This is a genomic window from Labrenzia sp. OB1 (assembly GCF_001624695.1).
Lineage (GTDB): Bacteria > Pseudomonadota > Alphaproteobacteria > Rhizobiales > Stappiaceae > Roseibium.
On the sequence record NZ_JSEP01000002.1, the window covers coordinates 178,785 to 192,492 of the forward strand.

Annotated in this window: 10 protein-coding genes; 5 read left to right on the top strand and 5 right to left on the bottom strand. The window is 60.4% G+C overall.

The features are described from left to right. Window positions 1-159: 159 nt before the first annotated feature. Both OA90_RS03140 and OA90_RS03145 read left to right on the top strand, forming a co-directional pair. Window positions 160-1,107: a DMT family transporter gene (locus OA90_RS03140; RefSeq protein WP_199823587.1), complete on the top strand. Its 948-nt coding sequence runs from the start codon at window positions 160-162 to the stop codon at window positions 1,105-1,107. A gap of 310 nt (window positions 1,108-1,417) precedes the next feature. Continuing rightward, a complete protein-coding gene (locus OA90_RS03145) occupies window positions 1,418-4,195 on the top strand; it encodes a cation:proton antiporter (RefSeq protein ID WP_082836814.1) in 2,778 nt (925 codons plus the stop codon). 89 nt (window positions 4,196-4,284) lie between these two features. On the opposite strand, the gene OA90_RS03150 is transcribed toward OA90_RS03145, so the two are convergent. The 5 genes from OA90_RS03150 to OA90_RS03170 form a co-directional block, all read right to left on the bottom strand. After that, window positions 4,285-5,091, bottom strand: a complete 807-nt coding sequence (locus OA90_RS03150) for a mechanosensitive ion channel domain-containing protein (RefSeq protein ID WP_068407774.1) — start codon at window positions 5,089-5,091, stop codon at window positions 4,285-4,287. A gap of 187 nt (window positions 5,092-5,278) precedes the next feature. Then, window positions 5,279-6,802 (bottom strand): ankyrin repeat domain-containing protein, encoded by a 1,524-nt coding sequence (locus OA90_RS03155; RefSeq protein ID WP_068407040.1) that lies wholly within the window; start codon window positions 6,800-6,802, stop codon window positions 5,279-5,281. Window positions 6,803-6,991: 189 nt separating this feature from the next. After that, window positions 6,992-7,855 (bottom strand): NAD(P)-dependent oxidoreductase, encoded by an 864-nt coding sequence (locus OA90_RS03160; RefSeq protein ID WP_068407042.1) that lies wholly within the window; start codon window positions 7,853-7,855, stop codon window positions 6,992-6,994. Between the two features lie 85 nt (window positions 7,856-7,940). Then, window positions 7,941-8,687 carry a crotonase/enoyl-CoA hydratase family protein gene (locus tag OA90_RS03165; protein WP_068407045.1) on the bottom strand — a complete coding sequence of 249 codons (747 nt, stop codon included), beginning with the start codon at window positions 8,685-8,687 and terminating at the stop codon, window positions 7,941-7,943. Window positions 8,688-8,708: 21 nt separating this feature from the next. After that, window positions 8,709-10,490, bottom strand: coding sequence for an acyl-CoA dehydrogenase (locus OA90_RS03170; protein WP_068407048.1), 1,782 nt, complete (start codon window positions 10,488-10,490; stop codon window positions 8,709-8,711). A gap of 317 nt (window positions 10,491-10,807) precedes the next feature. Between OA90_RS03170 and OA90_RS03175 the strand changes: the two genes are divergently transcribed. From OA90_RS03175 to OA90_RS03185, 3 genes are all read left to right on the top strand, one after another. After that, on the top strand, window positions 10,808-11,803 hold the full coding sequence (locus OA90_RS03175) for an L-threonylcarbamoyladenylate synthase (RefSeq protein WP_068407776.1): 996 nt from the start codon (window positions 10,808-10,810) through the stop codon (window positions 11,801-11,803). A 562-nt stretch (window positions 11,804-12,365) separates the two neighbouring features. Then, window positions 12,366-13,298: a histone deacetylase family protein gene (locus OA90_RS03180; protein ID WP_068407051.1), complete on the top strand. Its 933-nt coding sequence runs from the start codon at window positions 12,366-12,368 to the stop codon at window positions 13,296-13,298. A 142-nt stretch (window positions 13,299-13,440) separates the two neighbouring features. Further along, on the top strand, window positions 13,441-13,689 hold the full coding sequence (locus tag OA90_RS03185; protein ID WP_068407054.1) for an exodeoxyribonuclease VII small subunit: 249 nt from the start codon (window positions 13,441-13,443) through the stop codon (window positions 13,687-13,689). Window positions 13,690-13,708 lie beyond the last annotated feature (19 nt).

Below are 13,708 nucleotides of genomic sequence, written 5' to 3' on the forward strand. Positions count from 1 at the left end.
CAATTGGCCGGGTTCACCCATGACTTTTTCTGTTTTGGAAACAATCCAGGGTATTATCTCCAGAACCCGATCCGTATTTTGAAAAGAAGGCCCTTTCGGTCCCTCCCTTCTTCCAGTACCGATGGCGGCATCAACACCGCTTTTCGCGGAAAGGTTCTTATGCTTTCGATTGCGAGACGACTTGGCGGCCTCGGCTACGGGAACGCCATTCTTATGCTCGGCCTCACCACCCTGTTCTGGGGTGGCAATGCGGTCGCCGGGCGCCTCGTCGTCGGTGAAGTCTCTCCCATGGTGGTGGTTTTCCTGCGCTGGTTCATCGTCGCCGGCATCCTGATGCCGTTGCTGTGGATACGCATCCGCACCGAATGGCCTGTCATGCGGCCCTATCTGCCGCGCATGATTCTGATGGCGGTCTTCGGATTCGTCGGCTTCAATTCCCTGTTCTATATCGCCGCGACCAGTACGACCGCCGTGAATATCGGCATTATCCAGGGATCGATCCCGATCTTCGTTCTTATCGGATCGGTGATCGCCTTCGGCACCCGTGTCAGGGTGCTTCAGATCCTGGGTATCGTTCTCACGCTGGTAGGGGTTACGTTGATCGCCTCCCAGGGCAAACTGGACACATTGCTGGCGCTGGCGATCAACCCGGGCGACGGCGTGATGCTGCTCGCCTGCGTGCTCTATTCAGGCTACACACTCGGCCTCAAGAACAGGCCACAAGTCTCCGGTCTTGCCTTCTTCGCCGTTCTTTCGGCCATATCCGCACTCACCTCCATCCCGGGTCTGACCTTCGAGATGGCCACCGGCGCCGCGCAGTGGCCAACGCTGAAAGGCTGGCTGGTGGTTTTCTACATTGCCCTCTTCCCCTCCTGCCTGGGGCAGATCTTCTTCATGCGCGGTGTGGAAATGATCGGCCCGGCGCGGGCCGGTGTCTTTATCAATCTGGTTCCCATCTTCGCGGCTATCCTTGCGGTCTCGATCCTCGGCGAGCCGTTCAGGTGGCATCACGGCCTCGCCCTTTCCCTGGTTCTGGGCGGTATCTGGCTTTCGGAACGCAAGGCGGCCGGCAGGCCAGACCAGCCTGATCCGGGAAGAGCCGCGTAAAAGCTGCAAGGACGGCACAAATTGCGTCCAGAACCGCAAATTATGCACTCGGCAAACGGTCGCCTTTACGCTTCTTAAGCGGAAATACTGCTATCGCTTGGGAGGCGAAGTGTTCTCAAGATGTGGCTTTGTTTGAAAAGCTGCTCCTGTGAATGGTGGCGGAGCCTTCGAGACACACGGGCTTGACGCACCAAGGCTCCGATCTACAAAATTTCCGCTTTCGCTTCGTCGACTTCGATAGTGGCCCGGTCCGGCGGAATTCAGGAGAGACACATTTGAAATCGCCGCAATCGCAAGGCACGATGGGTTCATGGAAACACCGTTGATTACAGGCGCTTTCGCGCTGCTGCTGATAACAATTTCCCTGCTGCAGCCACTTGCACGGCGGCTCGGGCTTGCCCCCAGCGTCTTACTGGCCACAGTGGGCACGATGATCGGCATTCTGGCGATCTATCTGCGCTATTCGGCCGAAACCAATGTCTTCAATGCCATTGCGGATGTCTTCATCAATCCTCCGCTGGATTCGGAGATGATCCTTTACATCTTTCTGCCGATCCTGCTGTTCCAGACCGCACTGACCCTGGACATCCGCCGGATCTTGGAGGACATCGGCCCCATCCTGTTGATGGCCATCGTGGCAGTTTTCGTGGCGACGGCCTTTATCGGCTTCGCGCTTTATCCACTCGCGCTGCTGTTCTCGCTTGAAGATATATCGCTGGTTGCCTGCCTGCTGCTTGGCGCGATCGTGGCCACCACCGATCCGGTTGCCGTCGTCGCCATATTCCGGGATATCGGCGCTCCCGCGCGGCTTGGCCGCATCGTCGAGGGTGAAAGCCTTTTGAACGATGCCGCAGCGATCGTGATTTTCGTCATATTTCTGCACATGCTCACCGGGCAGCAGACCTTGTCGATCAACGAGGCGGTGATTGCCTTCTGCCGGTCCTTCGCCGGGGGCATCATCGTCGGAGCCTTGCTGGGTCGGATCTGCGTCGCCCTCCTGCCGATCATGCGCGACATCCCCCTGGCCCAGGTAACCCTCAGCCTTGCCCTGCCCTATGGCACCTATGTTCTCAGCGACCAGTTCGCAGATGTCTCCGCCGTGGTGGCTGTGGTCTGCGCAGGAACCGTGTTCAATTTCTATGGGCCCGCGCGCATTCAGCCGGCCATCTGGCAGTTCCTGCATGCGGTGTGGGAGCAGATCTCCTTCTGGGCGGCATCGCTGATCTTTCTGCTTTCTGCAATCCTGATCCCGCGCTTCGTCGAGGGATTCAACCCCATCGACATTCTGCTGTTGCTGGTCGTGATTGTCGCGGCGCTGGCAGCGCGGGGGGTCGTGATTTTCGGATTGCTGCCGGTTCTGAGCGTTTTCAAGATCGGGCAATCGGTCAACAGCAAGTTCAAGACCGTGATGCTGTGGGGCGGCATGCGCGGCGCGGTGACGCTGACGCTGGCGCTCAGCGTGTCCGAACACACGGCGCTGTCGGCGGAAGTTTCCGGATTTGTCACCAAGCTGGCGACAGGGTTCGTGCTGTTCACCCTGCTTGTCTACGGCACCAGTCTGAAACCGCTGATCCGTCTGCTGGGGCTCGATAAGCTGAACGCCCGTGACGAGGCGTTCCGGACACAATTCCTGGCGCTCTCCCTGTCCGATGTGCGCCACGGGCTGGAGACGGCGGCGAAGGACTATCATATCGGACCGGAAGTCACCGCGCAGGTGCTGAAGGACTATGAAGACAGAGCTGCCGCCGCCGCGGCGGAAACCGACAAGCTGGAAGAGCTGAAGGATTGGGACCGGGTCCGCGTCGGCCTGATCGCGCTCGCGGATCGCGAACAGCAACTGGTTCTGGAACACTTCCACGAAAAAACCATCTCGGGCCGGTCCGTGTCGTGGTTCCTCACACTTACCGGCAGGACAGGCGACCTGACCCGCAGCGACGGCCGATCCGGCTATAACAAGGCCACCCGGCAACCGCTGAAGTTCGACCTGTCGTTCCGTCTGGCGCAGGCGCTGCAAAGACGGCTGCGGATCACGCGGCCGCTGGCGATCCGACTGGCCGACCGCTTCGAATTCCTGCTGGTTTACCGGATCCTCGCGGATGAGCTGATCGAATTCAGCAACCAACACATCCGGCCGCTGCTGGGCGACCGTGTCGGCGACATTCTGCAGGACACGCTCGCCATCCGTCAGGACGAAACCCTGCAGGCCATCGACGCCCTGCGTCTTCAATATCCCGACTACGCGGACGCGCTGGAAGCACAGTTCCTCAGAAAGACGGGCGTGCGCCTGGAGGAAACCGCCTACGACGATGCCAAGGCGCAGATGCTGATCGGAGCCGAGTTACACCGCGACCTTCTGCAAGATGTCGAACGCGCGCGCCGCGCCTGCCACACACGCCCGGCCCTGGACCTGGGCCTCAAGACACGCGAACTGGTGAGTGCCCACCCTCTTTTCGCCGATTTGCCACCCAAGCAGAAAAAGGCGATACGGCGCATGATGCGGCCGCAATTCGCGACCCCCGGAGAATTGTTGGTCCGCAAGGGTGACCGGGGCGATGCGGCCTATTTCATCGCCTCGGGCGCGGTGGAAGTACGCACGCCCACCCACGCCGTACGCCTCGGACGCGGCGACGTGTTTGGCGAGATTGCACTGATGACGGGGGGCCGGCGCAGCGCCGACGTGGTCGCGCTCGGTTATTGCCAGTTGCTGAGCCTGGGCGCCCAGGACTTCAAGGAGTTGATGGTACAGCATGAGGAACTGCGCGAGCATGTCGTTGCTCTGGCCAAAAAACGGCGTTTCATGAATTCCAACAACGACGCCATTGAAATGGACGACCCCGTGCTTTCGGTCTTCGCCGGAACATCGTCCACTTCGGATGAGGAGATGGAAACCTCGGCGGGCGGGGAGGAAACACCGGTCGATACGCCAGAAACCGCCGAAAGCACGGCGACAGACAGCTCCTCCGAAAACGAGGGCCAAACTCTGGAGACAACGGACCCTGATCCTGAGGGCCCTTCCGAGACAGGAGATCCTGTGGCACCCAAGAATGCCGAAGAAAACAAGGCGAACCAGAAAACAGAAACCGCTTAATACCAGGACCGGTTTCAGCCGAATGCCGACAAAGTCTCGACAAGGCCGGTTCCGACGGACCGAGCGGCCCGTCTCCTGCCCGGGGAAATTCAGCCCGCTTTGCGGATTTCCACGGAGTGCGGATACGGGATGGAAATACCGCCGGCGTCGAAGGCTTCCTTGACCGCCTTCAGCATGTGGAATTTCAGCTCCCAATAGTCACCGGAATCGCACCACAGCCGCACACCAAGATCGACCGAGCTGTCGCCGAGGTTCGTCACCCGGACCCAGGGCTCAGGGTCCTTGTGGATGCGCGCGTCGGCATTGGCGACATCCAGAACAATCTGAATGGCCTTGTTGGCATCGTCGCCGTAGTCGATACCGAAAGTCAGATCGAGGCGGCGCGTCGGATGAGCAGAGTAATTCGTCAGCACCGTTCCCCAGGCCTGACCGTTCGGCATGATGATCTGCACGTTGTCCGGCGTAACCAGTTCGGTGACGAATATATTGAGGTCCTTCACGGTCCCGCTGGTGCCGCCGATATCGACGAACTGGCCAATCCGGTAAGGGCGGAAAATGATCAGCATGACGCCGGCGGCAATATCGCTCAAGGTGCCCTGCAAGGCGAGACCAATCGCCAGTGTGCCGGCGCCGAGAACAGCCACGAGGCTGGTTGCCTGGATGCCGAAAAGTTGCAGCACGGCAATCAGCGTGACCAGAAGAACCAGCCAGCGCACGATCGAGGCGGCAAAGCCACCGATCGTGTCATCGATACGCGGATGGCTGACGATCCTCTTTTTAACCAGGGCCGACAGCAAACCGGCCAGAAACCACCCGATGAGAAGGACGATGACCGCCTTGACCGCGTTGATCAGCAGCGGCGTATAAACGCTGACCTGGTCCATGGCACTTTCCATGATGCATTCCTCCGTTGGGAAACCGGCTTCGACCATATGCGGATTTTGAAGACGGAATCCCGCCGGACCGGCAAAGTCCCCAACCTTTTCGACGGGCCCCGCAGATACCCTCGTCAGAACTGCGGAGCCTCAACGTGCAGTCTGGCGGATGCGAATGGACTGGGCGTCTTCGCTCCGCCACGACAGATCACACCCGGCCGGACCTTTCCTGCCAGTCTTCCAGAAACGCCGCCAAATCCGGGTTACCGCAATTGGAGACATAGTGAGGCTGAAGAACGCTGCCGGCCTCCAGCAACAGTCGCGCACAGGCAATATGGTCGGCTTCCGGCTGGCCGGGAGCGAACTCTGAGCCGTGAACCACCGTGTCGAGCGCGTCGCCGCCATAGTGGTTTTTCCTGGAAAGATCCGGTTCGAGCGACAGAAAGTAGCTCAGCTCCGGCACCAATCCGTGCCATCCCGCGATATGCAACGGTGGAAGCCCCATGTCATCGGCCATGTCGGGGTCAAGACCGGCCACGACGAGCGCTTTCAGGTGATCAAGCCGTCCGGAACAGGCGGCCAGTTCGCTCAGAAGTGTCCGGTCTTCCCTGGTCAATGCGTCAGGGTCCAGCCTTCCAGGCCGGGCAGTGCCATCGGCGCAGGCCGCGAGGATCGTCTCGCTTTCGGAGAGCGGAGACGCGTGCCCCTTTTCCGCCAACCGGTCTGCGGCAGCCTTGTTGCCGTGGATCCGCGCAAGCGCATAGGGCGAATGGCCCTGCCAGACGGCCTTCGCGTCCGCGCCGAACTCCAGAAGCAGCTCGACAATGGCGGCGGACCGGCCGCGCCTGACGGCCTGGTGAAGCGCGGGAATGGAATTCAACGGCAAACCGCCCGGCTGATCCGGCACGGTGATGTTCGGATCGGCGCCGGCCTCAAGCAGCATGCGCACCTTGACCTCATTCTCGAAATCGAGTGCCCGCGGCAGGGCGTTTGTGCCGTCTGGACGAGCGTTGTGCTTCAAGAGCAACTCCAGCGTCCTTGTGTGGCCAAGTTCAGTCGCGTGATAGAGGCTCTCGTTGTCATTGGGATCGGCCCCCTTGTCCAGAAGCCAGCGGCCGAGCGTGAAATTGTCCGCATGACACAGCGCGCCATACAATGCCGGGAGCATGTCCTTGTCGCCCGGCTGGTACGGGTAACCATCATTGACGTCCGCGCCGCTGGCCACCAGCAATTCGGCAATCGCCATCATGTCTGCCTCTTTGCCGGGACTGCGATGAATTTCCTTTGAAAACGCCAGATGCAGGATCGGCGACCGGATACCGACGGGCCGCACTGCCGCACCGGGATCGCTGCCGACAACCGTCCGCACAGAATCCAGATCGTAAAGTGCAATCTGCAGTCCGAGATTGTCGTCCTTCAGGGTCGGATCTTCAGCCAGAAGCCTGTCGGTCTTCCAGTGCTGCCCCTGATAGAGCGCCACCTTCAGCCGTTCGGCCTTTTCGGCCCGGCTCATGGCCGCGCTTTCGACCGTGAATTTCAGTTTCGGCCAACTGTCTTGGCCCTCTTCGCGGGCAATCACATGCAGAAAGTCGGCGTGCCTGAGCGCCTTGTCGGGGTCGACATGGGCGGCAACCCGTGCACGGGCATCCGGATCGCCGGCCACATGGGCTTTCCTGAGGCGGCGGGCCGCGTTCTTGAAGGTATCGAGGGTGAATGCAGGTCCATCGGACATGGCTTTTCTCCTGTTGCAAAGCCCGGGCGATCCGCTGGTTTCGGGCGCAGGTGAAAAACCGGCATATGTCGTCAGTTGTCAGGGTGCTTGCGCTTTCCGCGGATCCGGATGCCGCCCTCATCGGCTCCGGCAAATTGCATGAACAGGCGCGGCAATGCAAGCCTGTTCATCCGCTTTTTGCGCAGATGCTCAGCCTTTGAGCGGTCCGAGATCGCAGGGGGCCTCGCTGTCCTCCGGCACGAAAAAATCCGGCGCCAGCGCCTGTGTCGGATCGACCCTGTACCTGTTGAAATCGGTGACGCCCCGGCTTGCCAGGAAAGTGTCATCGATCAGGAACCGGCCGGAGAACTCCTTCGCCGGCGATGTGAATATTTCATGAGCGGCATCGGCAAGAATATCGGGTGTCCGGCTCTGTTGCATCATCTTGTCGCCACCGATGATGTTCTTGATCGCCGCCGTCGCGATGGTCGTGCGCGGCCACAGTGCGTTCACCGCAATCCCTTTTGACCGCAGCTCGCCGGCAAGGCCCAGGACCACTAGACTCATGCCGTATTTGGCTATGGAGTAAGGCGTGAACGGAGCAAACCATTTTTCCTGCATGTCGAGCGGCGGTGACAGCATCAGGACGTGCGGGTTGTCGGCATTCTTGAGGTGTTCGACGGCGTGTTTGCAACACGCCAGCGTGCCGCGCGTATTGACCTGGTGCATCAGGTCGAAGCGCTTCATGTCGGTCTGGGCCAGCGGGGTCAACTGAATGGCACTTGCGTTGTTGACCAGAATGTCCAACCCGCCAAATTCCGCGGCCGTCTTGTCGATTGCAGCTTTCACGGCCTCGTCATCGCGCACATCGACAACCAGGGGGAGCGCTTTGCCACCGGCTGCTTCAATCTCCTCGGCGGCCGTAAAGATCGTGCCTTCCAGCTTTGGATGCGGCTCGGCGGTCTTGGCGGCAATGGCGATGTTGGCGCCGTCCCGAGCCGCCTTGAGTGCGATTGCCTTGCCGATCCCGCGCGAGGCGCCTGTGATGAACAGGGTTTTGCCATTCAGTGACATCTTCTAGTTCTCCGGATTACCGCCGTTCTGGCGCATGTTCGTTTTTCAAGGCACTTGCCGCCGATGACAGCCGATATCTCTGTCTCTAAGTCTTCCCGGATTTCGACATGAAAGCCTGGAATGCGGCTATCGTTTCCGGCGAACTCAGCCGGCTTGCAAAGATCCTGATTTCTTCTTCCACGCGCTCTGAAAGCGGGCCGGTGTCGCCGCGCAGGAGCTTGCGAGACAGCGCCATCGCCTCCGGCGGCTTGGCCGCGATCTCCCTGGCGCAGTCCAGGGCGGCGGCATCGACATCGCCTTCCACCACCTCGTTGACAAGGCCCGCCATCTCAGCCTTTCGCGCTGAAAAGGGTCTGCCGAGACAAAGCAGTTCAAAAGCACGAGCCTGACCGAGCATCTGTGGCCCTAACAGGCTGGAGCCGGCTTCCGGCACGAGGCCAAGATCCACGAAGGGGGAGCGGATAACAGTGCGCGGACTGGCGAACACCATGTCGCAATGCATCAGCAAAGTCGTACCGACGCCGATGGCGATGCCGTCGAGCGAGGCCACAAGCGGCTTTTCGTTGCGCACCAGCGCGCGCAGGAAACGGACCACCGGGGTTTCCGTCATGCCGGACTTGCCGGCGTATTGCAGGAAATCGCCAATGTCATTGCCCGCCGTAAACACCTCCGGCTGGCCGCAGATCAGATGGCAGCGCACGCCGTCATCCGTGTTCCCGGCCTCCAGAGCCTCGGCGAGATCCGTATACATGGCCCCTGTAAGGGCATTTTTCTTTTCCGGCCGGTCCAGCCGCAGAATCTGGACACCGTTCTCAATGGTTTTCAGGATCATAGGGTTCTCCCGTGCGGCACTTCAGGATGCCAGAGCTTCCGCATCGAACGCCTGGATGGCTTCGGCCGACAGCAGGATGTCCGACTTCAGACCGGCTGTTTCGCAGAGCGTGGTCTCGCAGAAATTTCGGGCGAGCAAAGTCCGTTCGGCGAGCCTTTGTGCCGGTTCCCCCACGGAGCGCAACGCCCCCCTGGCGAGCAGCGCCCCGCCGAGTGCCAGTCCGGCCACGCGCAGGTAAGGCGTCGCACCTGAAAGAGCGTCGGCGATCCGGCCCTCTGACTGGGCTGCCAGCATATAGTCGCTCGCCTCTCTCAGATCCTCGATGCTGGCTGCGAGGCGTTCTGCTGTCGCGCCGAATTCCGGCCGGTTGGAGGCGGCGACCTCATCGGCAACGGCCTTGAGCTCGGCAATGAAGCCCCTGATGTGATCTCCGCCCGACAACGGCAGTTTGCGCAGGACAAGATCAATGGACTGAATGCCGTTGGTGCCTTCATAGATCGGCGCGATACGCGCGTCGCGCAGATGCTGTGCGGCGCCCGTCTCCTCGATGAACCCCATGCCGCCATGGATCTGAACACCAAGCGAGGCCACTTCGACACCGAAATCGGTCGACAGCGCCTTGGCGATCGGTGTCAGCAGGCCGGCGCGTTCGCTCCAGAACCTCCTGGTATCATCGTCCTCGGCTCCGTTCGTCATGTCGATGGCATGCGCGCAGGCGTAACAGATCGCGCGGGCAACCTGGGTTCTGGACTTCATGGCAAGCAACATACGCTTGATGTCGGGATGGCGGGCGATGGGGCTCATCCCTTCGCCCCTATCCTCCGGTGCCCTGCCCTGCTTGCGGTCCAGCGCATACTGCAGGGCATGTTGATAAGCGCGCTCGGCGACACCGAGACCCTGAATGCCGACGGCGAGACGGGCGTTGTTCATCATGGTGAACATGCAGGCGAGACCCCGGTTTTCCTCACCGATCAGCCAGCCCGTCGCTCCGCCCTCATCGCCATAGATCATGGTGCAGGTCGGGGAGCCGTGAATGCCCATCTTGTGCTCAACCCCGGCCACACGAACATCGTTGCGCGCGCCCAGCGAGCCGTCGTCATTGACAAGAATCTTGGGCACCAGGAACAGCGAAATACCCTTCGTCCCGGCGGGGGCATCAGGCAGGCGCGCCAGAACCATATGAATGATGTTGTCGGTCAGATCGTGATCGCCATAGGTGATGAAGATCTTCTGGCCGAAAACCCGGTAGGTCCCGTCGTCATTGCGTTCCGCCTTCGCCTTGAGTGCGTTGAGGTCGGATCCGGCTTGAGGTTCGGTGAGGTTCATCGTCCCCATCCACTCCCCGGAAACCAGTTTCTCCAGATATTTCGCCTTCAGATCTTCGGAAGCGTGTTTTTCCATCGCCTCGATCGCGCCCATGGTCAGCGTCGGGCCAATCGCGAAGGCCATCGAGCCGGAGTTCCACATCTCCAGCGCAGCGGCGGAGAGCATCTGGGGCAGCCCCTGACCACCAGTGGCCGGGGACGCCGACAAGCCGTTCCAGCCACCCTCGATCCAGGCATGATAGAGGTCCCGCCAGCCGGGAGACGTTGTGACCTCACCGTTCTGGAAGGGGGTTCCGTGCCGATCCGCGACGGCGTTGAGCGGTGCGATTTCCTCGGAGGCAAACCGGCCGGCCTCGGTCAGAATGGCATCGACAAGATCGTCACCGAGCTCCGCATGAAGCTTGTTTTTCTGCAGGTCATCAAGGCCACAGACATGTTTCAGGGTAAAAGCAATCTCATCGACCGGCGCGCGATACATTCATGTCCTCCCAAGGCAGCCTGTTTTGCCTTGAAAGCAATCAGGATGCTCTAACACTTTAAAATTGATCGACTTTTCAGCCCTCCACATCTTCAGAACAAGCTTGTCGATCCCTCATTCGCCAGTTTCTCCGCTGCTGGCAACCGGCTGTTTTACTGCTCAAAGCTTGACGACGGCAGTGGTTCTCCGCAAAAGGCGCATGAGACAGTGGTTTGACAGGACAGTAGCCCTGTTGACGTAAACGTCAACCCATATCGCAGCGGCAGGTGCGCAGGTTTTCGGTGAAAACAGACGCACCCGTCATGAAGAGACCGGCAATGCAACGTTGGACGCCCGACTTGAAGTCCCGGGATTGGCAGGACACCTCCGAAGCGGAGGCCGTGTGCGCAGCGCTGGTCGCAGGTGAACTGGTCGCGGTACCGACCGAAACCGTCTACGGTCTGGCGGCAGACGCCACCAGCGGGACCGCCTGTGCCGGGATCTTCGCAGCCAAGGGGCGGCCGCAATTCAATCCGCTTATTTCCCACGTCGCCTCTCTCGAGTCGGCCATGGAGCACGGTGTCTTCGACTCGCGAGCCCTGGCGCTGGCTGAAGCGTTCTGGCCCGGCCCGCTGACGCTGGTCGTGCCCAAAAGCAAGACTTGCCGGATATCCGATCTCGCCACCACAGGGCTTGAAACCGTTGCCCTGCGTCTTCCGGACGGTCCGGTGATGCGGTTCCTGTCCGAGAACACCGGCCGGCCACTGGCCGCACCAAGCGCCAACCGGTCCGGCCGGATCAGCCCGACGACCGCCGGTGACGTGATTACGGATCTCGGCCCGTCCCTGAGTTTCGTCATCGATACCGGACCTTGCACGGTCGGGATCGAGTCGACCATCGTCGGCCTGGGCGATGATACGGCGCGCCTGCTGCGTCCCGGTGGCATTTCGCGCCAGGACATCGAAACCGTTCTCGGTCATCCGCTGCAGGGTGCTTCTTCCGATATGCGCGCGGACGCACCGGCAGCTCCGGGAATGCTGTCCTCGCATTACGCGCCTGCGGCGGCTGTGTTCCTGAACGCGCCGGAAGCGCACCCGAAAGACGGCTTGCTTTCCTTCGGTCCCGATATACTCCCCCGTGCGTCCGAGGCCCTGGCGGAGGTCAATCTGAGCCCTTCGGGAAACCTCACCGAGGCAGCTGCCAACCTGTTTCAGGCCATGCGAACCCTGGATGCGAGCGGTGCCCGCACCATTCGGGTGCAGTTTATCCCCAACTTTGGACTGGGCGAAGCGATCAACGACCGTTTGCGCCGGGCAGCTGCACCGCGCGATTGACCGGGCAGCGCCCGGACAGACGCCGATATCCGGTCATACCGGCAACCGGGAAGGTGACAGCAAAGCTCGCTATCCTGCGGAAAAGCCTTAAAAATCAGCAACTCCTGCGAGAAACCTGCCACTTGCACTCAATCCGGACCGCATTAAGTTATTCGGCGACTTCAGCAAGTTCTCCGTCTTGAAGTTCTCAAGAACACAATGACCAAGCATCAAAAAAGCCTAAGCAAAACAATCGATGGCAGTTGATAATCACGGGTCAATTTTCGCGATTTCTACACCACGTTCTAAATGGATAACGGTTAAAGGCTCGCCAAAGCTTACCGGAATCACGTAATCTGTTTTTGAAATTGAGATGCAGCGGACCTCCCCTCGGGCATTGCGGTGCTCGCACCTTTAAACGGCCGGCCATGATTGCCGGCCATTTTTTTGTCCTGTTGCCGATATCCGGCCTTTCCCGTCTACTCCCCATCGTTAATTGACAGAAGCACCGGCGACCGCTCTGATAGCTTTGGTTCATGACGCAGGTCATTCCCCATAACAAAGCCGCCCGGAAACGCTCTCAGTGTCCACACTTCTGCTCCACCATCCGTCGTATCTTGATCACCTGACGCCGGTCGGCCATCCGGAACGGCCGGACAGGATACGCGCCATAGACCGGATACTGGAACACGAAAAGTTCCAGTCGCTGGAGCGGGATCTTGCTCCAGTCGGCGCTTTGGAAGATATCGCCCGGGCGCATCCGATGAGCTATATCGACCAGCTTCACAGGCTGGCCCCGAAAGAAGAAGGCACGACGAGGGTCGATGCCGACACCACAATGTCTCCCGGAACCTGGGAAGCCGCGTTGAGAGGGACGGGCGGAGCCTGTCTCGCCGTGGACGAAGTTCTGGCCAAAAAGGTCAGCAATGCCTTTTCCGCCTCCCGGCCTCCGGGTCACCACGCCGAAAAAGACAGGACAATGGGGTTCTGCTTTTTCAACAACGCCGCCGTTGCCGCCCGCCATGCCCGGACAGTCCACGGCATCGGACGGGTCGCCATCGTGGATTTCGACGTTCACCACGGTAACGGAACCCAGGATATTTTCTGGAACGATCCCGAGGTGATGTATTGCTCGACGCATCAGATGCCGCTTTATCCGGGCTCCGGTGCCGCCTCGGAATGCGGCGATGCCAACACGATGGTCAATGTGCCTCTTTCCCATGGTGATGACGGCGCTGTCTTCAAGGAAGCTTTCGAAGCCGTCATCCTGCCCCGCCTGGAAAGCTATGCTCCGGAGCTCATCATAATTTCCGCGGGCTTCGATGCACACGCACGCGACCCGCTTGGCGGACTCAATTTGGTGGAAGCCGATTTCGCCTGGGCGACCCGCGCTCTCATGGATGTCGCAGACAGGCACAGCGACGGCCGCGTGGTCTCGCTGCTGGAAGGCGGATATGATCTGGAAGGACTTGCCCGCTCGGTCGCCGCCCATGTCATGACCCTCATGACGGGCTGAGCCGCACCAGCAGGTTCGGGAGGCAAAACCACGGGGACCACCGGGCCGAATTTGAAATCAGACCTTGACCTCGGCCCTTTGGACCGCAAGTTTGCGCTGAAGATCAACCGACATCCAGAGATCAATACCGGGGACCGCAGCTATGAGCGATGCAGCCAAAGACATTTCCGGCCTTTCCTTCGAAGAGGCGCTCAAGCAGCTGGAGACCATCGTGCGCGAACTTGAGCAGGGCAATGTGCCGCTTGAGAAAAGCATCGACATGTACGAACGCGGTGACGCCCTGCGCAAGCACTGCGATGCGCTTCTGAAATCAGCCGAAGCGAAGGTGGAGAAAATCCAGCTCGGTCAGAATGGCGAAGCAAGCGGAACCGGCGCTCTGGATCCCCAGTAGATCCCACTGCCACCCTCCT